This is a genomic window from Arthrobacter sp. QXT-31, from assembly GCF_001969265.1.
Classification (GTDB): domain Bacteria; phylum Actinomycetota; class Actinomycetes; order Actinomycetales; family Micrococcaceae; genus Arthrobacter.
The window spans coordinates 4,748,656-4,767,122 of sequence record NZ_CP019304.1 but is presented as its reverse complement, the minus strand read 5'-3'; the positions used below and the strand labels follow the sequence as shown (position 1 = coordinate 4,767,122).

General features: G+C 66.5%; 15 protein-coding genes and 1 pseudogene. 10 read left to right on the top strand and 6 right to left on the bottom strand.

Annotated features, from left to right (window positions below; all coding sequences use genetic code 11):
- Positions 1-48 precede the first annotated feature (48 nt).
- The 10 genes from uvrC to BWQ92_RS21830 all read left to right on the top strand — a co-directional run bounded on the left by uvrC (position 49) and on the right by BWQ92_RS21830 (position 10,181).
- Positions 49-2,088: an excinuclease ABC subunit UvrC gene (gene uvrC, locus BWQ92_RS21875; RefSeq protein WP_076803210.1), complete on the top strand. Its 2,040-nt coding sequence runs from the start codon at positions 49-51 to the stop codon at positions 2,086-2,088.
- 112 nt (positions 2,089-2,200) lie between these two features.
- Positions 2,201-3,124: an RNase adapter RapZ gene (gene rapZ / locus BWQ92_RS21870; RefSeq protein WP_076803889.1), complete on the top strand. Its 924-nt coding sequence runs from the start codon at positions 2,201-2,203 to the stop codon at positions 3,122-3,124.
- Positions 3,124-4,137, top strand: coding sequence for a gluconeogenesis factor YvcK family protein (locus BWQ92_RS21865; RefSeq protein ID WP_076803208.1), 1,014 nt, complete (start codon positions 3,124-3,126; stop codon positions 4,135-4,137). Before rapZ ends, BWQ92_RS21865 begins: the two co-directional genes overlap by 1 nt.
- A gap of 10 nt (positions 4,138-4,147) precedes the next feature.
- Positions 4,148-5,128, top strand: a complete 981-nt coding sequence (whiA, locus tag BWQ92_RS21860; RefSeq protein WP_076803206.1) for a DNA-binding protein WhiA — start codon at positions 4,148-4,150, stop codon at positions 5,126-5,128.
- A gap of 136 nt (positions 5,129-5,264) precedes the next feature.
- Entirely contained in the window at positions 5,265-5,888 is a 624-nt protein-coding gene (locus tag BWQ92_RS21855; RefSeq protein ID WP_076803204.1) for a superoxide dismutase, read from the top strand.
- A 276-nt stretch (positions 5,889-6,164) separates the two neighbouring features.
- Positions 6,165-7,175: a type I glyceraldehyde-3-phosphate dehydrogenase gene (gene gap, locus BWQ92_RS21850; RefSeq protein WP_076803202.1), complete on the top strand. Its 1,011-nt coding sequence runs from the start codon at positions 6,165-6,167 to the stop codon at positions 7,173-7,175.
- Between the two features lie 10 nt (positions 7,176-7,185).
- Positions 7,186-8,412, top strand: coding sequence for a phosphoglycerate kinase (locus BWQ92_RS21845; RefSeq protein ID WP_076803200.1), 1,227 nt, complete (start codon positions 7,186-7,188; stop codon positions 8,410-8,412).
- A gap of 116 nt (positions 8,413-8,528) precedes the next feature.
- Positions 8,529-9,344 carry a triose-phosphate isomerase gene (gene tpiA, locus BWQ92_RS21840; protein ID WP_076803198.1) on the top strand — a complete coding sequence of 272 codons (816 nt, stop codon included), beginning with the start codon at positions 8,529-8,531 and terminating at the stop codon, positions 9,342-9,344.
- Between the two features lie 49 nt (positions 9,345-9,393).
- Positions 9,394-9,651 carry a preprotein translocase subunit SecG gene (gene secG / locus BWQ92_RS21835; protein WP_076803196.1) on the top strand — a complete coding sequence of 86 codons (258 nt, stop codon included), beginning with the start codon at positions 9,394-9,396 and terminating at the stop codon, positions 9,649-9,651.
- A 152-nt stretch (positions 9,652-9,803) separates the two neighbouring features.
- Positions 9,804-10,181 carry an RNA polymerase-binding protein RbpA gene (locus BWQ92_RS21830; protein ID WP_076803194.1) on the top strand — a complete coding sequence of 126 codons (378 nt, stop codon included), beginning with the start codon at positions 9,804-9,806 and terminating at the stop codon, positions 10,179-10,181.
- Here BWQ92_RS21830 and pgl read toward each other — a convergent pair.
- The 6 genes and pseudogenes from pgl to tkt all read right to left on the bottom strand — a co-directional run bounded on the left by pgl (position 10,152) and on the right by tkt (position 18,392).
- Positions 10,152-10,970, bottom strand: coding sequence for a 6-phosphogluconolactonase (gene pgl / locus BWQ92_RS21825; protein ID WP_076803192.1), 819 nt, complete (start codon positions 10,968-10,970; stop codon positions 10,152-10,154). The two genes, BWQ92_RS21830 and pgl, sit on opposite strands and share 30 nt — an antisense overlap.
- Positions 10,960-11,901 carry a glucose-6-phosphate dehydrogenase assembly protein OpcA gene (locus BWQ92_RS21820; protein WP_076803190.1) on the bottom strand — a complete coding sequence of 314 codons (942 nt, stop codon included), beginning with the start codon at positions 11,899-11,901 and terminating at the stop codon, positions 10,960-10,962. Before BWQ92_RS21820 ends, pgl begins: the two co-directional genes overlap by 11 nt.
- A pseudogene (gene zwf, locus BWQ92_RS21815) lies at positions 11,898-13,469 on the bottom strand (glucose-6-phosphate dehydrogenase). The gene BWQ92_RS21820 and the pseudogene zwf overlap by 4 nt, the downstream one beginning before the upstream one ends.
- A 15-nt stretch (positions 13,470-13,484) precedes the next feature.
- Positions 13,485-15,119, bottom strand: coding sequence for a glucose-6-phosphate isomerase (locus BWQ92_RS21810; protein WP_076803188.1), 1,635 nt, complete (start codon positions 15,117-15,119; stop codon positions 13,485-13,487).
- 6 nt (positions 15,120-15,125) lie between these two features.
- Positions 15,126-16,244: a transaldolase gene (gene tal, locus BWQ92_RS21805; RefSeq protein ID WP_076803186.1), complete on the bottom strand. Its 1,119-nt coding sequence runs from the start codon at positions 16,242-16,244 to the stop codon at positions 15,126-15,128.
- A gap of 30 nt (positions 16,245-16,274) precedes the next feature.
- Complete coding sequence (gene tkt / locus BWQ92_RS21800) at positions 16,275-18,392, bottom strand: transketolase (protein ID WP_076803184.1); 2,118 nt, start codon at positions 18,390-18,392, stop codon at positions 16,275-16,277.
- Positions 18,393-18,467: the final 75 nt, after the last annotated feature.

Below are 18,467 nucleotides of genomic sequence, written 5' to 3'. Positions count from 1 at the left end.
GACCTGCCGGCGGCAATTGGCACCTCCCCGGCTCAGTAGACTGGAAACGTGGCAGATCCATCGAGTTATAGGCCCCAGACGGGTGAGATTCCGACCAATCCGGGTGTTTACAGGTTCAGGGATCCCCACGGGCGGGTCATCTACGTCGGCAAGGCCAAGAACCTCCGGTCGCGGCTGAACTCGTACTTCGCGAACCCGGCCGGGCTGCTTCCCAAGACCCATGCCATGGTGTACGCGGCCAGCAGCGTCGAGTGGACCGTGGTGGGCAGCGAGCTGGAATCCCTGCAGCTGGAATACACCTGGATCAAGGAATTCAAGCCGCGGTTCAACGTGGTGTTCCGGGACGACAAGACCTACCCCTACCTTGCCGTCACCATGGGCGAGAAGCTGCCGCGCGTGCAGGTCATGCGCGGCGAGCGGCGCAAGGGCACCCGCTACTTCGGCCCCTACACGGCCGGTGCCATCCGGGAAACCATGGACACCCTGCTGCGGGTCTTTCCCGTGCGCAGCTGCAGCGCGGGAGTACTGAAACGGGCGCAGGCCAGCGGCCGGCCCTGCCTGCTGGGCTACATCGACAAATGCTCGGCCCCCTGCGTCGGCCGCGTCACGCCCGAGGAACACCGCGCCCTGGCCGAGGACTTCTGCGCCTTCATGGGAGGCGAGGCCAAGCGGTTCATCGCGCGGCTCGAAAAGGAGATGGGGGCCGCCGTCGCCATCCTTGACTACGAACGCGCCGCCCGCCTGCGGGATGACATCACCGCCCTCAAGAAGGTCTTCGAACGGAACGCCGTGGTGCTCGCCGAAGACACCGACGCCGACGTTTTCGCCCTGCACGAGGACGAACTCGAAGCGGCCGTCCAGGTGTTCCATGTCCGGGGCGGCCGGGTCCGCGGCCAGCGCGGCTGGGTTGTCGAGAAGGTGGAGGACTTCACCACCCCCGACCTCGTCGAACACCTCCTCCAGCAGGTTTACGGCGAGGACGCCGAGATCCAGGGCCGGCTTCCGCGCGAAGTCCTGGTGCCCGTTGAGCCGAGCAACGCACAGGATCTTGCGGCGTGGCTCGGCGGAATCCGCGGCGCCAAGGTGGACATCCGCGTTCCGCAGCGCGGTGACAAGGCCGCGCTCATGTCCACGGTCCGGGATAACGCCGAGCACGCGCTCCGGCTCCACAAGACCCGCCGGGCAGGTGACCTGACGGTCCGGTCGCAGGCGCTGCAGGAACTGCAGGAAGCGCTGGAACTGCCCGTCCCGCTGCTGCGCATCGAGTGCTTCGACGTCTCCCATGTCCAAGGCACCAACGTGGTGGCGTCCATGGTGGTGGTGGAGGACGGGCTGCCCAAGAAGTCCGACTACCGGAAGTTTTCCATCACCGGGGCCGCTGCCACGGATGACACGGCTGCGATGCATGACGTGCTGACCCGGCGCTTCCGGCACTACCTCGTGGACAAGACCGCCCAGGTTGAGACTGCCGAACTGGTGGCCACCCCGGCGGCCGGGGCCAACGGCTCGGCCTCGGCTTCCGGGGCCGCCGCGGACGCTGCGCTGGCTGATACCACCACACCCGCACCCAAAGCCAAGTTCGCCTACCCGCCCAACCTCGTGGTGGTCGACGGCGGCAAGCCCCAGGTCAACGCAGCCGCCCGGGCCCTCGAAGCTCTGGGCATCGACGACGTCTACGTCGTTGGCCTCGCCAAGCGCCTTGAGGAGGTCTGGCTGCCGGACAGCGACTTCCCCGTCATTCTGCCGCGCTCTTCGCAGGGCCTCTACATGCTCCAGCGCATCCGCGACGAGGCCCACCGGTTCGCCATCTCGTTCCACCGGCAAAAGCGCGGCAAGGCGATGACCGTCTCCGCCCTCGACGGCGTACCCGGGCTGGGCGATTCCAAGCGGAAGGCCCTGCTCGCGCATTTTGGTTCCGTCAAGAAGATCAAGGCCGCAACGGCAGAGGAGCTGACGGCTGCCAAGGGCGTCGGGCCGGCTCTGGCCGCGGCCATCGTCACGCACTTCAGTCCCGCAGGAGCCGGCGGTGCACCTGAAGACGCCGTTCCGGCGATCAACATGACCACCGGTGAAGTGCTGGAAACTTAGCCCGCACCCGGAAACTTGGTTAGGGTAAGTACGGGAAATCGGCGTGTGCCGCAAACAGCAACCGCGCAGGAACTGCACGCGGGAGGCAACAGCAGGAATGAGGCTGGAATCAATGGCAGAGTCGACGGCGGAGTCCAGCACGGAAGAGGACGGCCTGACACCGGTCAAGCCCGCCGAAGCGGAACTGCTCATCGTGACCGGAATGTCCGGCGCCGGCCGCAGCACCGCCTCCGATGCGCTGGAGGACCACGGCTGGTACGTCGTCGAGAACCTGCCGCCGCAGATGCTGGGAACCCTCGCCGAACTCGTCTCCCACGCCCCGCAGTCCATACCCAAACTCGCCGTGGTCATGGACGTGCGCAGCAAGGCCCTGTTCGCGGACATCCGGGCGGCACTGCGCGCCCTCGAAGCCAGCGGCGTCACTTTCCGGGTCCTGTTCCTCGATGCCAGCGACGACGTCCTGGTGCGCCGCTTCGAGCAGGGCCGGCGCCCGCATCCGCTGCAGGCCGGTGGCCGGATCCTTGACGGCATCGCCGCGGAGCGTGAGGTCCTCAAGGAGCTCCGCGACTCCTCGGACCTGGTCCTGGACACCTCAGCCCTGAACGTGCATGGGCTCGCCACGGCGATCACCGAGCTGTTCACCGAGACCGGCCCCATCGCGATTCGCCTGAACATCATGAGCTTCGGCTTCAAGTACGGCCTCCCGGTGGACGCGAACTACGTCGCCGATGTCCGGTTCATCCCGAACCCGCACTGGGTGCCGGCACTCCGGCCGCACACCGGCCTGGACCAGGACGTCAGCGACTACGTCCTGGGCGCCGAAGGCGTGCCCAACTTCGTGGAACGCTACGTCCATGCCCTGGAACCCGTCCTGGAGGGGTACCGGCGGGAGAACAAGCACTACGCCACGATCGCCGTCGGCTGCACGGGCGGAAAACACCGCTCGGTGGCGGTGGCCATGGAGCTCTCCAAGCGGCTCGCGCAATATCCGCGGGTGACCGTGACCACGACGCACCGGGACCTGGGCCGCGAGTAATGGGTGTTCTTACCGGCCCGCTGCCCCTGATTCCACCGGCCGGCCTGACCGGTTCCCAACAGGCCAAGGGACCCACCGTCGTCGCGCTCGGCGGCGGCCACGGCCTGTCGGCCTCCCTCTCGGCGCTGCGGCTGCTGACCTCCGAACTGACGGCGGTGGTCACCGTGGCGGACGACGGCGGTTCCTCCGGCCGCCTGCGCGAGGAGTACGGCGTCCTTCCGCCCGGTGATCTCCGGATGGCCCTGTCCGCCCTGTGCGACGACACCGACTGGGGACGCACCTGGCGCGACGTCATGCAGCACCGCTTCCAGTCCGCCCGCGGCGGCGCCTCCCTCGACGAGCACGCCATGGGCAACCTGCTCATCGTCACGCTCTGGGAGCTTCTCGGGGACGCGGTGGCCGGCCTGAAGTGGGCCGGTGCCCTGCTCGGCGCCCGCGGCCAGGTGCTGCCCATGTCCACCGTTCCGCTCACCATCGAAGGCGATGTGCGCGTAACAGCCCCGGATGGCACCAGCACAGTCACCACCATCACGGGGCAGGCACGCTGTGCCGTGGCGGGGTCGCTGGAAAGCGTCCGTCTGCTGCCGGGCCAGGCCCCCGCCTGCGTTGAGGCCCTGACCGCGATCGAGCTCGCCGACTGGGTGGTGCTCGGCCCGGGCTCCTGGTACACCTCCGTGCTTCCGCACCTGCTGCTGCCGGAAATGCGGCAGGCGCTCTGCGATACGCCGGCCAAGCGCTGCCTCACCATGAACCTCGCCATGGACACCAAGGAAACCTCCGGCATGTCCGCCGCGGACCACCTTCACGTCCTGCGCGAGTATGCCCCGGAATTCAATGCGGACGTGGTGCTTGCGGACCCGGCCTCGGTTTCGGACCTGGCCGAGTTCGAGCGGGCCGCCGGGATGATCGGCGCCGAGGTTGTCTTGGGTAGAGTAGGGGCTTCGGGCCGGGGTCCGGTCCACGATCCCTTGCGGCTGGCTACGGCCTACCAGGATATTTTCGGGAACAGTTAGGAAAGGTGCCATGGCACTGACAGCATCAGTCAAGGAAGAACTCTCCCGCCTGGATATCAAGAAGTCATCAGTCCGCAAGGCTGAGGTCTCGGCCATGCTCCGCTTCGCCGGGGGACTGCACATCATCTCGGGCCGGATCGTCATCGAAGCCGAGGTGGACCTGGCCTCCACCGCCCGGCGCCTGCGCGCCGCGATCGCCGAGGTCTACGGCCACCAGAGCGAGATCATCGTCGTGTCCGGCAGCGGGCTGCGGCGCGGCAGCCGCTACGTGGTCCGCGTCGTCCGCGACGGCGAGGCGCTGGCCCGGCAGACCGGCCTTCTGGACGGCAGGGGCCGGCCCGTGCGCGGGCTGCCGTCCGTCGTCGTCAATGGTTCAGCCGCCGACGCCGAAGCGGTGTGGCGCGGCGCCTTCCTGGCGCACGGCTCCCTGACCGAACCCGGGCGGTCCTCGTCCATGGAGGTCACCTGCCCCGGGCCGGAATCGGCCCTCGCGCTGGTCGGCGCGGCGCGCCGCCTCGGGATCCAGGCCAAGGCCCGTGAGGTCAGGGGAGTGGACCGCGTGGTGATCCGCGACGGCGATACAATCGCCGCGCTGCTCACCCGGATGGGCGCTCACGACGCCCTCATGGTCTGGGAAGAGCGGCGCATGCGCAAGGAAGTCCGGGCCACCGCGAACCGGCTCGCCAACTTTGACGACGCCAACCTCCGCCGCTCCGCGCAGGCCGCCGTGGCAGCCGGCGCCCGCGTGGACCGGGCCCTAGAAATCCTCGGCGACGACGTCCCGGACCACCTCAAGTACGCCGGCGAGCTCCGGGTGGCCCACAAACAGGCCAGCCTTGACGAACTTGGCCGGCTCGCCGACCCGCCCATGACCAAGGACGCCATCGCCGGACGCATCCGCCGGCTGCTGGCGATGGCGGACAAACGCGCCGCGGATCTCGGCATCCCTGGCACGGATGCCAATGTGACGCCGGAAATGCTGGACGAGTAAACGGCGCCCATAGAATCAAGACCAGGTGGGGGACATCGCTGCCGCCACCGGAGTTTTCCGGATGACCCGTCATCCGGGATGCACAATCCGAGAGTTAGCAAAACCGGACAACCTGTCCACGACATTGGAGGATTTTGTGACCGAGTACGTTCTGCCCGAACTCAGCTACGACTACGCAGCGCTCGAGCCCCACATCTCTGCACGGATCATGGAGCTGCACCACAGCAAGCACCACGCCGCGTACGTGACGGGCGCCAACAACGCGCTGGCCCAGCTGGCCGAGGCGCGCGAAAAGGGCGACTTCGCCAACATCAACCGTCTTTCCAAGGACCTGGCCTTCCACACCGGCGGCCACGTCAACCACTCCGTGTTCTGGAACAACCTCTCCCCGGACGGAGGCGACAAGCCTGAAGGTGAGCTCGCCGCCGCCATCGACGACGCCTTCGGTTCGTTCGATGCCTTCCGCGCCCAGTTCTCCGCAGCCGCCCTCGGCCTGCAGGGTTCGGGCTGGGGTTTCCTGGCCTACGAGCCCATCGGCGGCAACCTCGTCATCGAGCAGCTCTACGACCAGCAGGGCAACGTCGCGCTGGGCACCACGCCGCTGCTGATGCTGGACATGTGGGAGCACGCCTTCTACCTGGACTACGTCAACGTCAAGGCCGACTACGTCAAGGCGTTCTGGAACATCGTCAACTGGGCAGACGTCTCGGCCCGTTTCGCCGCGGCCCGCGCCAACGCAACCGGCCTCATCACGCTTTAAGCGCGATACCCGAATGTGTGACCCGAAGTACATATTGCAGTAACAAATCTCACATTCGGCGTCATTAGGCTCAAATCATGGACGGTCCGCCCCCGCACTTGCGGGGGCGGACCAACTTAAACGTAAGATAGATCACGGAAGGCGGTTAGCCTTCAGCAATGAGGCTGGTCGCCCTCCGATCTGAAAAATATCTTGCCCAATGGCGTGCGGGATCTGTTAGTTGGCTTTTAGCCCGCTCAACTAGTTGTGCTTCCCAAGCACAAAGGAGATTGAAAAGTGACGACCCGTATTGGTATCAACGGCTTTGGCCGGATCGGCCGCAACTACTTCCGCGCAGCACTGGCCCAGGGTGCGGACCTTGAGATCGTTGCCGTCAACGACCTCACCAGCCCCGAAGCGCTGGCCCACCTGCTCAAGTACGACTCCGTCGGCGGTCGCCTGACCGAAACCATTGAGGTGAAGGAAGGCAACCTGGTCGTCAACGGCAACGCCATCAAGGTCCTCGCCGAGCGTGACCCCGCAAACCTCCCCTGGAAGGACCTCGGCGTCGACATCGTCATCGAGTCCACCGGATTCTTCACGAAGGCCGCTGCCGCCAAGAAGCACATTGAGGCCGGCGCCAAGAAGGTCCTGATCTCCGCCCCTGCCTCGGACGAGGACATCACCATCGTGATGGGCGTGAACGACGGGCTGTACGACAACGAGAAGCACCACATCATTTCCAACGCTTCCTGCACCACCAACTGCCTCGGCCCGCTCGCCAAGATCGTCAACGACAACTTCGGCATCGAACGCGGCCTGATGACCACCGTGCACGCCTACACCGCAGACCAGAACCTGCAGGACGGCCCGCACAACGACCTCCGCCGTGCCCGTGCAGCCGCCATCAACATGGTTCCCACCTCCACCGGTGCCGCCAAGGCCATCGGCCTGGTCCTGCCGGAGCTCAAGGGCAAGCTGGACGGCTACGCCATCCGCGTTCCCGTCCCCACCGGCTCCGCCACCGACCTCACCGTCACCGTCTCCCGCGAGACCACCGTCGAAGAAGTCAACGCCGCGCTCAAGAAGGCTGCCGAGTCCGACGAGTGGCAGGGCATCCTGACCTACACGGACGCCCCGATCGTTTCCTCCGACATCGTCGGGGACCCCGCCTCGTCCATCTTCGACTCCGGTTTGACCAAGGTCATTGGCAACCAGGTCAAGGTTGTGTCGTGGTATGACAACGAATGGGGCTACTCAAACCGCCTTGTGGACCTCACGGAGCTTGTCGCCGCAAAGCTGGGCTAGGGTTAGCTACATGACATCTCACACCCTCAACGAACTGATCGCTGAAGGTGTCCGCGGGCGGTACATTCTGGTTCGAAGTGACCTGAATGTGCCGCTCGACGGCTCTACAGTGACTGACGACGGCCGCATCCGGGCCTCACTGCCAGTGCTGGGAAAGCTCACGGACGCCGGTGCCCGCGTGCTGGTTACAGCCCACCTTGGCCGCCCCAAGGGCGCCCCTGAAGACAAGTACTCCCTCAAGCCGGCGGTGACCCGCCTGGCCGAGCTGGCCTCCTTCCCGGTCTCCCTCGCGGAGGACACGGTGGGACCCTCGGCCAAGGAGCAGGCAGCATCGCTGCAGGACGGCCAGGTCCTGGTGCTCGAGAACGTGCGGTTCGACGCACGCGAGACCAGCAAGGACGAGGCCGAGCGCGGCGCCTTCGCGGACGAGCTGGTGGGACTCACCGGCAGCAACGGCGCGTTTGTAAACGACGCCTTCGGCGCCGTGCACCGCAAGCACGCCAGCGTTTACGACGTCGCCACCCGGCTGCCGTCCTACCTCGGCGACCTTGTGGGAACCGAAGTGGAAGTCCTCCGCAAGCTGACCGCAGACACCCAGCGTCCCTACGTCGTGGTCCTGGGCGGGTCGAAGGTATCGGACAAGCTCGCTGTCATCGACAACCTGCTCGGCAAGGCTGACACCATCCTGGTGGGCGGCGGCATGCTGTTCACGTTCCTGGCAGCGGCGGGCCACAAGGTGGCCGGCAGCCTGCTGGAAGAGGACCAGATCCCGGTCGTCCAGGACTACCTCAAGCGCGCAGCGGACGCCGGCACGGACTTCGTGATCCCCACGGATGTGGTGGTCGCCGCCAAGTTCGCGGCCGACGCCGACCATGAAACGGTCAGCGCCGACGCCATCGAAAGCAGCAGCTTCGGCACGCAGGGCATCGGCCTGGACATCGGACCTGAATCCGCCGCGGCGTTTGCGAAGCAGATCAAGGGCGCCAAGACCGTGTTCTGGAACGGACCAATGGGCGTGTTCGAGTTCGAGGCGTTCTCCGCAGGCACCCGGGCCATCGCCCAGGCGCTGACGGAGACGGACGCGTTCACCGTCGTCGGCGGCGGCGATTCCGCGGCTGCCGTCCGGACCCTCGGCTTCGCCGATGACCAGTTCGGCCACATTTCCACCGGCGGCGGCGCCAGCCTGGAATACCTTGAAGGCAAGGAACTTCCCGGCCTGAGCGTTCTGGACCGCTAACAGGACACCAGCCGGCAGGGTACCTTCCGCACCGTGCTTCACTTGGACGTACGGGGGAGGCGCCCTGCCGGCTGCTCACATCATCAGCACCTTTGACCGGCACTTTTGGAGAACACGTGACAACGTCAACCAACGGCACCTTTGACCGCACGCCTTTGATCGCAGGCAACTGGAAGATGAACATGGACCACGTCCAGGGCATCACCCTGCTGCAGAAGCTGGCCTGGACACTGTCCGACGCCAAGCACGACTACAACCGCGTGGAAGCCGCCGTCTTCCCGCCCTTCACGGACCTCCGCGGTGTGCAGACCCTCGTCCAGGGCGACGAACTCGAGATTGCCTACGGCGGCCAGGACCTGTCCCAGTTCGACTCCGGCGCGTATACCGGCGACATCTCCGGCCAGTTCCTCAACAAGCTCGGCTGCAAGTACGTCCTCGTGGGACACAGCGAACGCCGCACTGTCCATGGCGAGTCGGACGAAGTCCTCAATGCCAAGGTCAAGGCTGCCTACCGCCACAACCTGATCCCCGTTCTCTGCATCGGCGAGGGCCTGGAAATCCGCCAGGCCGGAACCCACGTTGAGCACACGCTGGACCAGCTCCGCGCCGACGTTGAAGGCCTGTCTGCGGAGCAGGCAGCCGAACTCGTCGTCGCTTACGAGCCCGTCTGGGCCATCGGCACCGGTGAGGTTGCGGGTCCGGAGGACGCCCAGGAAATGTGCGCGGCCATCCGTGCCGAACTCACCAAACTCTTCGACGCCGACGTGGCCGCCAAGGCACGCCTGCTCTACGGCGGTTCAGTCAAGGCCAGCAACGCTGCCGCGATCCTCAAGGAACGCGACGTCGACGGCGTCCTGGTGGGCGGTGCCAGCCTCGATCCCGCCGAGTTTGCTAATATTGTCAAGTTCGAGAGCCACCTCGTCACGGACTAATCCGTTCAACTGGCACGCTCCCGTATCCACCAACTTTGGAAAGGCCGTCGTGGACGTTCTTCATGTGATTCTGCAGATCCTGCTGGGCATTACCAGCCTTCTGCTGACCCTGCTCATCCTGCTCCACAAGGGACGCGGCGGCGGCCTGTCGGACATGTTCGGCGGCGGCATGAGCTCGGGGCTGGCGTCCTCCGGTGTTGCCGAGCGCAACCTCAACAGGTTCACCGTCATCCTCGGTGTCACGTGGGGCCTCGTGATCATCGCCCTGGGCCTTTTGATGCGCTTCATGGGCGCGTCCGACTCCTAACGCCGGCCCACGCTCCGAGCCCAAAAAGCCCGGCCCGGTCAGGATCCGTTCCTGATTGGGCCGGGCTTTTCCCTGCCGCCAGGAGGAACTCCGCACTAAACTGTCGCTATCGGATCTAACGGCAGCGCCGCCATTAGTAGCGAGGAGTTCCCATGGTGCATTCCTCTTCAGGATTCCGTGGCACCCGCGTGGGTGTCATTCAGGGAGCCGGATTGAAGAACCAGGGCGATGATCCTCTAGGGGAGCCCCTGCCGCGTATTTGTGTCTCCTATTGGTGCGCCATGGGGCATGAGACGCGGCCTGTTTTTCTTAAGCTGCCGGACAACGAGATTCCGGAGATCTGGGACTGCCGCCACTGCGGTCGCCCGGCTTCCCGCAATCCTGGTGCCGGACTGCCCGTTGCAGCGCCGGAAGAAGGCTTCAAGACCCACCTGGAATACGTTAAAGAAAGACGCTCCAGCCAGGACGCCGAGGACGTTCTGGCTGGAGCGCTGCAGCGGCTAAGAGCCGGCCGGCGCCTTCCTGACTAGCTGCTCAGGAACGCGCGAGGCTGCGTTCTCGTCGATCAGCCACAGCGTCCGGGACCGGCCCGCCGGACCGGACGCGGGCACCTGCACCGGGTTCGCCCCGGCCAGGGCCAGGCCCACGGCACCGGCTTTATCCTCGCCTGCGACCACCATCCACACCTCAGCGGAAGTGTTGATCGCCGGCAGCGTCAGGGAGATGCGCTCGGGCGGCGGCTTCGGGGAGTTGCGGACCCCCACAACAGTCAGCTGCTTCTCGCGGATACCGCCCTGCTCGGGGAACAGCGACGCCACGTGCGCGTCCGGACCCACACCCAGCAGAACGACGTCGAACCGGGGGAGCCGGCCCGGCTCCTCGGGACGGTCATCCGAAGCGTCAGCGGCGTGCTCGGCCGCCGCAGCCTCGCTGAGGCGGCGTGCGTAATCCTCTGCGGCCTGTTCCGGTGTCTCGAAGTCATCCGTGGACCCGGGAACATGGACCCGCGCAGGATCGACGTCGATGTGCTTCAGCAGCGCTTCATGCGCCTGAACTGCATTGCGGTCCGGGTCCTGGGCACCGACGAAGCGCTCGTCACCCCACCAGAAATTGACCTTGCCCCAGTCCACCGCGGGGGCGGCGGGCGAATCGGCCACCGCCTTGAGCGTGCCGATGCCCACCGTGCCTCCGGTCAGCACCACCGTTGCTTCACCGAATCGGTCCTGCACATCCACGAGCTTGGTGATCAGGCGGGCCGCAATGGCGGCCATGAGTACGGAAGAGTCAGGATGGATGCTTACTCTGGGCTCAGCGCTCACTGGGACGGACACTCCTTAGATTGGTACGTGGCAGTCCAATAGTAATCACTTCGCCGAAGACTTCGTCGGGGTCGAGGCGGCGGAGTTCCTCGGCGAGGCAGTCGCGGAGGCTGCGTCGCGGGAGCGAGATCCGCTGTGCGGGCTGCCCGGGCTGGGTCAGCTCGGCAACGGAGAGTCCGGGACGGAAGAGCTGGACGTCTCCGCTGGCGCGGGTGAGCCGGACGCGGCGGATGCCGGTTCCGGCGGGGTCGGCCACGATCGTGACCGGGGCGTCCAGGGTCAGGGTCAGCCAGGCCGCGAGGAGGATGGTGCTGGGGGAGTCCGAGGCGCCCTCGACGGCGACGGCGGTGACGGGTGAGGAGTCCACCTGGTCCAGGACGGCGGCGAGCTGGATCCGCCAGTTGGTCAGGCGGGTCCAGGCGAGGTCGGTGTCGCCGGCTTTGTAGGTGTTCCGGATGTTTTCCAGCGCGACCTGCGGTTCGGCTTCGTTGGCCGAGTCGGTGATGCGCCGGTGGGCGATGCGTCCGATCGAGGTTTCGCAGGCGTTTTTCGGTGCGCCGTGCGGCCACCAGGCCACGATCGGGGCGTCGGGCAGCAGCAGCGCTGCGACGAGGGATTCGCTTTCCTCGGCGAGTTCGCCGTAGCCGCGCAGCACGATGACCTCGGACGCGCCGGCGTCCCCGCCGACCCGGATCTGGGCGTCGAGCCGGTTCGGCGCGGACGATCCGGCGTCGGCGAGCACGATGATCCGGCAGGGGTGTTCGCGGCTGGCCTCGTTGGCAGCCTCGATCGCTTCTTCCTCGAGCCCGGACTTGGTGACCACCACGAGGGTGAGCACCCGGCCGAGCGCGATCACGCCGCCCTGCTCGCGCAGGGACTGGATCTTTTTCGAGACGTTCGAGGTGGTGGTGTTGGGCAGGTCTACGATCATGGCCTTCTCCAGGTGCGTCCGTCGCGGGCTAGCAGCTCATCAGCGGAGGCAGGGCCCCAGCTGCCGGGCGCATAGGGCTCGGGCTGTTCGCCCAGGCTGGCCCAGTACTCTTCGAAGGGATCCAGGATCTTCCAGGACAGCTCCACTTCCTCGTGCCGCGGGAACAGCGGCGGCTCGCCCAGGAGCACGTCCAGGATCAGCCGCTCGTACGCCTCGGGACTGGACTCCGTGAAGGAATGCCCGTAGCCGAAGTCCATGGTCACGTCCCGGACTTCCATCTGGGTGCCAGGGACCTTGGAGCCAAAGCGGATGGTGGCGCCCTCATCGGGCTGGACCCGGATCACCACCGCGTTCTGCCCGAAATCGTCACCGGCGTGGTCAACGGTCCCCGGAGTCTGGAACAGCAGGTTCGGTGCACGCTTGAACACGACCGCGATTTCGGTGACCCGCCGGCCCAGCCGCTTGCCCGCGCGCAGGTAGAACGGCACTCCGGACCAGCGCGGGTGTTGATGTCCACGCGGATCGCCGCGTAGGTTTCGGTGGTGGAGTCGGCCGGGATGCCTTCCTCCTCCAGGTACCCCTGCACCTGTTCCCCGCCTTGCCAGCCGCCGGCGAACTGCCCGCGGGCCGAGTGGGTGGAGAGGTCCTCCGGCAGCCCGACGCGGCGAGGACCTTTTCCTTTTCCGCGCGCAGGTCATCGGCGTTGAAGGAGATGGGTTCCTCCATCGCGGTCAGGGCGAGCAGCTGCAGCAGGTGGTTCTGGATCACGTCGCGGGCCGCGCCCACGCCGTCGTAGTATCCGCACGGCCGCCGGTGCCGATGTCCTCGGCCATGGTGATCTGGACGTGGTCCACGTACTTCGCGTTCCAGAGCGGTTCGAACAGCTGGTTGACGAAACGCAGCGCCAGGATGTTTTGGACCGTTTCCTTGCCCAGGTAGTGGTCGATCCGGAACACCGCATCCTGCGGGAACACCGACTCGACAATGTCGTTGAGCTGCCGGGCCGATTCGAGGTCATGGCCGAACGGCTTCTCGATCACCACGCGCCGCCACTTCTCGCCCTCGGCCTGCGCCAGCCCGTGCTTGGACAGCTGCCGGCAGACCTGCTCGAAAGCCTTCGGCGGGATCGAGAGGTAGAACGCGTGGTTCCCGCGCGTGCCGCGGTTCTCGTCGAGTTCCTTGATTGTCTCGCCGAGCCGCTCAAACGCGGCGTCGTCGTCGAACGCGCCCTGCACGAACCGGATGCCCTCGGACAGCTGGTTCCAGACCGCCTCGTCAAACGGCGTGCGTGCGTAGGACGTCACCGCGTCCTTCACCTCAGCGGCGAAGTCCTCGTTGTCCCAGTCCCGCCGCCCGAAACCCACCAGCGCAAAGCTGGGCGGCAGCAGGCCACGGTTGGCGAGGTCATACACGGCAGGCATGAGCTTTTTACGGGCAAGGTCCCCCGTGACTCCGAAGAGCACAAGCGAGGACGGTCCGGCAATCCGGTTCAGCCGCCGGTCCCGCGGATCCCGCAACGGGTTCCCGGACCGGCCCGCTGGCCTCTTGCCGTTCAAAGTATCTGGCATGGTGATATCGGTGCCTTAGCTCTCAGTGGCGGATGCTGCCTTGCTGGCCAGCGACGAAACAATCTCCTGCAGCTGGGCCACGCCCGCCGCACGGTCGGTCAGGTGCAGGCGCAGGACGGGCCGGCCGTGCTCGCTGAGCACCTGGGCGTCGCCGGCGGCCTGCGCCGCGATCAGCTCACCGAAGGTGAACGGGCGCTCCGGGATGGCCAGGTCCGTGGCGGACGCCGCGGTGACCTGCAGGAACACGCCGATCGCGGGGCCGCCCTTGTGGAACTGCCCGGTGGAGTGCAGGAACCGGGGACCCCAGCCGAACGTGACCGGACGGCCGCTCACGGCGGCCAGTTCGTCCCGGACACCTTCAAGCTGGGAGAACGCCAGTCGGTCGAAGTACGCCTGCACGCTCAGGTACCCGTCGGCACCCAGCTGTCCCAGCAGCGCCGCAACAGCGTCGGCCGCGGTCGCCGCGTCACCCAGCCATTCCCCGCCGCGGACCTCGATCGCCCCGTCGGTGAAGTTGGCCGGCGTCGGTTCCGGCTGCGCGTCCAGCAGCCCGCGGGCAGCGACCTTCGCGGCCTCGACGTCGGGCTGGTCGAACGGGTTGATGCCCAGCAGGCGCCCGGCCACGGCCGTGGCGAACTCCCACACCAGCAGCTGCGAGGCGAGCCCGCCGGCGATGGCCATCTCGTTCTCGCCAAGTTCGACGTCGGCGTCCGTGCTGACCAGCCGGACCACCAGGACGTCTTCAGCGCCGGAGGTAACTTCCGGGGCGTTCGGTCCGGCGACCACCGGCAGGACGCCTGTGCCGAGCTTGCCCGTGGATTCGGCGATGAGCTGTTCGGCCCAGTCAGCAAAACCGACAATGCCGGAGCCGTCCTCCGCAATGACGATCTTGTTCCGCAGCGGGCTCGTGCCGCCCAGCGCGGCCCCCAGGACCAGGCCAATGTTCTCCGGTGCGTCCTCGTTCAGGACCTCGGCGGCTTCCTCCGCCTCGTCCAGCAGGGCCGCGATGTCCACCCCGGCCAAGCCGGAGGGGACAAGCCCGAAAGCGGTCAGCGCCGAGTACCGGCCACCGACGTTCGGGTCCGCGTTGAACACCGCCCGGTACCCGGCGTCACGGGACGCCTTATCCAGCGGGGAACCCGGATCGGTCACCACGATGATCCGGCTCCGGGCATCGATGCCGGCATCGGTGAAGGCCTGCTCGAAGATCCGGCGCTGCGAATCGGTCTCCAGGGTTGAACCCGACTTCGAGGACACCACGATCGCGGTCTCCGCAAGACGGTCCGCCAGGGCAGCGCCGACCTGTTCGGGGTCGGTGCTGTCCAGCACAGTCAGCTCGACGCCTGCGGTGCCGGCGATGACCTCAGGAGCCAGCGAGGACCCGCCCATGCCGCACAGCACAATCCGGGTCACCCCTTCGGCCTTCAGGGCATCCCGGAGCTCCAGGATGCCGTCCACCAGGGACCGGGAGACAGTAGCCGCCTCGACCCAGCCCAGGCGGATAGCCGACTCGGACTCCGCATCCGGACCCCACAAAGTGTGGTCCTTCGCGAAAATACGGGTGGCAACCCGGTCTTCAACGAGGGCGGACAGGTGCTGCTCAAGAGCCTTCCGGGCGGCACCGGTGGCGTCGTAGCTGAGTGTGTTCATTGTGGACTAGGAAGCCTTCCGTGCAGTGGCGAGAGCGCCTTCAACGTCAGCCAGCAGTTCCTTCCAGCTGGCAACAAACTTGTCGAGGCCTTCGGATTCCAGGAGGGCGACGACCTCGTTGTAGGAGACACCGAGGGCATCAAGGGCGTTAAGGGTGGCGTTGGCTTCATCGTAACCGCCGGTGACGGTGTCGCCGGTGACCACGCCGTGGTCGAACGTGGCGTCCAGGGTCTTCTCCGGCATGGTGTTCACGACGCCGGGGGCGACGAGCTCGGTGACGTAGAGGGTGTCCGGGTAGGCCGGGTCCTTCACGCCGGTGGAGGCCCACAGCGGGCGCTGGGGACGGGCGCCGGCTTTGGCGAGGACTGCCCAGCGTTCGGTGGAGAAAAGTTCCTCGTAGACCTGGTAGGCCAGGCGGGCGTTGGCCACGCCGGCCTTGCCCTTGAGGGCCTTGGCTTCGTCCGTGCCGATCTTGTCCAGGCGCTTGTCGATTTCGGTGTCCACTCGGGAGACGAAGAACGAGGCAACGGAGTGGATCTTGGACAGGTCGTGGCCGTTTTCCTTGGCCTGCTCCAGGCCGGACTGGAAGGCGTTGATGACAGCCCGGTAGCGCTCCAGCGAGAAGATCAGGGTCACGTTGACGCTGATGCCCTCGGCCAGGGTAGCCGTGATCGCTTCCAGGCCCTCAAGGGTGGCCGGGATCTTGATCAGGACGTTGTCGCGGTTGACCTTCTTGTACAGGTGCTTCGCTTCGGCGATCGTGCCGGCGGTGTCCCAGGCCAGGCGGGGATCCACCTCGATGGAGACGCGGCCGTCGACGCCGTTGGTGGCGGCGGCGATCGGAGCGAAGAGGTCGCAGGCGTCGGCGACGTCCGTCGTCGTGATTTCGAAGATGGTGTCTTCGATGGAGGCGCCGGCGGCGGCCTCCTTGGCGATGACGGCGTCGTAGTCGTGGCCGGTGGTGATGGCCGCGTGGAAGATGGACGGGTTGGTGGTGACACCAACAACGTTCTTTTCTTCGATCAGCTTCTGCAGCGTGCCGGTCTTCAGGCGGCCGCGGGAGAGGTCATCGAGCCAGATGGAAACACCGGCGTCGGAGAGCTGCTGGGTGGGAGTGCTAGTCATTTCTAATCTCCTTGAACTGTGGGGGTGCTGTCAGGACTGGAGTCCGGCGAGGGATTCCTTGGCGGCGGCGGTAACTGCTTCTGCCGTGATGCCAAATTCCTGGAACAGACGCTTGTAGTCGGCGGATGCGCCGTAGTGCTCGAGGCTGATGGAGCGGCCGGCGTCGCCGACGAACTCGCGCCAGCCCTGCGACAGGCCAGCCTCAACGGAAACGCGGGCCTTGATGGCTGCGGGCAGGACAGCCTCGCGGTAGGCGGCGTCCTGCTTGTTGAACCACTCGACGCACGGCATGGAGACCACGCGGGCCGCGATGCCTTCGGCCTGCAGTGCCTCGCGGGCTTGGACGGCGAGCTGGACTTCGGAACCGGTGCCGATCAGGATGACCTGCGGGTCGACGCTCTTGCCGTCCTTGGATGCCTCGGCCAGCACGTAGCCGCCCTTGGCGACGCCGGCGGTCGACGCGAAGGTGTCACCTTCGGCTGCACCCTCGCCACGCTCGTAGGTGGGGATGTTCTGGCGGGTGAGGACGATGCCGGCCGGGTTCTCGTGGTTCTCGAGCATGGTCTTCCACGCTACGGCCACCTCGTTGGCGTCACCCGGGCGGACGACGTCAAGGCCGGGGATGGCACGCAGCGAGGCGAGCTGTTCCACCGGCTGGTGGGTGGGGCCGTCTTCGCCGAGGCCGATGGAGTCGTGCGTCCAGACGTACAGGGACGGCACGCCCATGAGGGCAGAGAGGCGGATGGCGGGACGCTGGTAGTCGCTGAAGATCAGGAACGTGCCGGAGAACGCGCGGGTCTTGCCGTGCAGGCTGATGCCGTTCACGATCGACGCGGCAGCGTGCTCGCGGATACCGAAGTGCAGGACGCGGCCGTAGGGGTTGCCCTTCCACGCTTCCGTGGAGCGGGATGCCGGGATGAACGACGGCGAGCCCTCGATCGTGGTGTTGTTGGACTCGGCGAGGTCAGCGGAACCGCCCCAGAGTTCCGGCATGACCGGGCCGATCGCGTTCAGGACCTTGCCGGAGGCGGCACGGGTGGAAACGTCCTTGCCGGCCGGGAAAACGGGGAGGGCGCCGTCGAGCTCGGCGGGCAGCTGGCGGGTTTCAATGCGCTCCAGCAGGGCGGCAGCTTCCGCGTTGGCGGACTGCCAGGCGGAGAAGGACTCTTCCCATTCCTTGCGGGCGTGGGCACCGCGGTCCACCACCTGGCGGGCGTGGGCCAGGACTTCCTGGTCAACCTCGAAGGACTTCTCCGGGTCGAAGCCCAGGACGTTCTTCAGTGCTGCCACTTCTTCGGATCCGAGGGCGGAGCCGTGGATCTTGCCGGTGTTCTGCTTCTTGGGGGCCGGGTAGCCGATGATCGTGCGCAGGGAGATGATGGACGGCTTGGAGGTCTCCGCCTTGGCCGCCAGCAGTGCGGAGTAGAGCTCCTGGATGTCTTCGACGTAGTCGCCGGTCTTGGTCCAGTCAACGCGCTGGGTATGCCAGCCGTAGGACTCGTAGCGCTTCAGGACGTCTTCGGTGAAGGCGATGTCTGTGTCGTCCTCGATGGAGATGTGGTTCTCGTCGTAGATGACCACGAGGTTGCCCAGTTCCTGGTGCCCGGCGAGGGAGGAAGCCTCGGAGGTGACGCCTTCCTGGAGGTCGCCGTCGGAGGCGATGACCCAGATGGTGTGGTCGAACGGGCTCTCGCCGGCGGGAGCATCGGCGTCGAACAGGCCGCGCTGGCGGCGCTGGGAGTAGGCGAAGCCGACCGAGGAGGCCAGGCCCTGGCCCAGCGGGCCGGTGGTGATTTCAACACCGGCGGTGTGCTTGTACTCGGGGTGGCCCGGGGTCAAGGAGCCCCAGGTGCGCAGTGCTTCGAGATCCTTCAGTTCCAGGCCGTAGCCGGAGAGGAACAGCTGGATGTACAGGGTCAGCGAGGAGTGGCCCGGGGACAGGATGAAGCGGTCACGGCCGATCCAGTCCGGGTTCTTCGGGTCATGGCGCATGAGCTTCTGGAAGAGAAGGTATGCGGCGGGAGCCAGGCTCATCGCGGTGCCGGGGTGGCCGTTGCCCACCTTTTCCACGGCGTCGGCGGCCAGGACACGCACAGTGTCAACGGCGCGCTTGTCGAGGTCGGTCCAGGTCAGTTCCTGCTCTGTCAAATGTGCCACGTAACCGGGCCCCTCTCTGTGTTAACGGCAGACGGTAATGGCACACAGCGGCAGGGCATAATTGGT

What these genes read in the sequence shown, in the direction of transcription:
- rapZ (WP_076803889.1), top strand. Translation starts at nt 2,201, where the DNA reads ATGGCAGAGTCGACGGCGGAGTCCAGCACGGAAGAGGACGGCCTGACA.
- BWQ92_RS21865 (WP_076803208.1), top strand. Translation starts at nt 3,124, where the DNA reads ATGGGTGTTCTTACCGGCCCGCTGCCCCTGATTCCACCGGCCGGCCTG.
- whiA (WP_076803206.1), top strand. Translation starts at nt 4,148, where the DNA reads ATGGCACTGACAGCATCAGTCAAGGAAGAACTCTCCCGCCTGGATATC.
- BWQ92_RS21845 (WP_076803200.1), top strand. Translation starts at nt 7,186, where the DNA reads ATGACATCTCACACCCTCAACGAACTGATCGCTGAAGGTGTCCGCGGG.
- BWQ92_RS21830 (WP_076803194.1), top strand. Translation starts at nt 9,804, where the DNA reads ATGGTGCATTCCTCTTCAGGATTCCGTGGCACCCGCGTGGGTGTCATT.
- BWQ92_RS21820 (WP_076803190.1), bottom strand. Translation starts at nt 11,901, where the DNA reads ATGATCGTAGACCTGCCCAACACCACCACCTCGAACGTCTCGAAAAAG.
- BWQ92_RS21810 (WP_076803188.1), bottom strand. Translation starts at nt 15,119, where the DNA reads ATGAACACACTCAGCTACGACGCCACCGGTGCCGCCCGGAAGGCTCTT.
- tal (WP_076803186.1), bottom strand. Translation starts at nt 16,244, where the DNA reads ATGACTAGCACTCCCACCCAGCAGCTCTCCGACGCCGGTGTTTCCATC.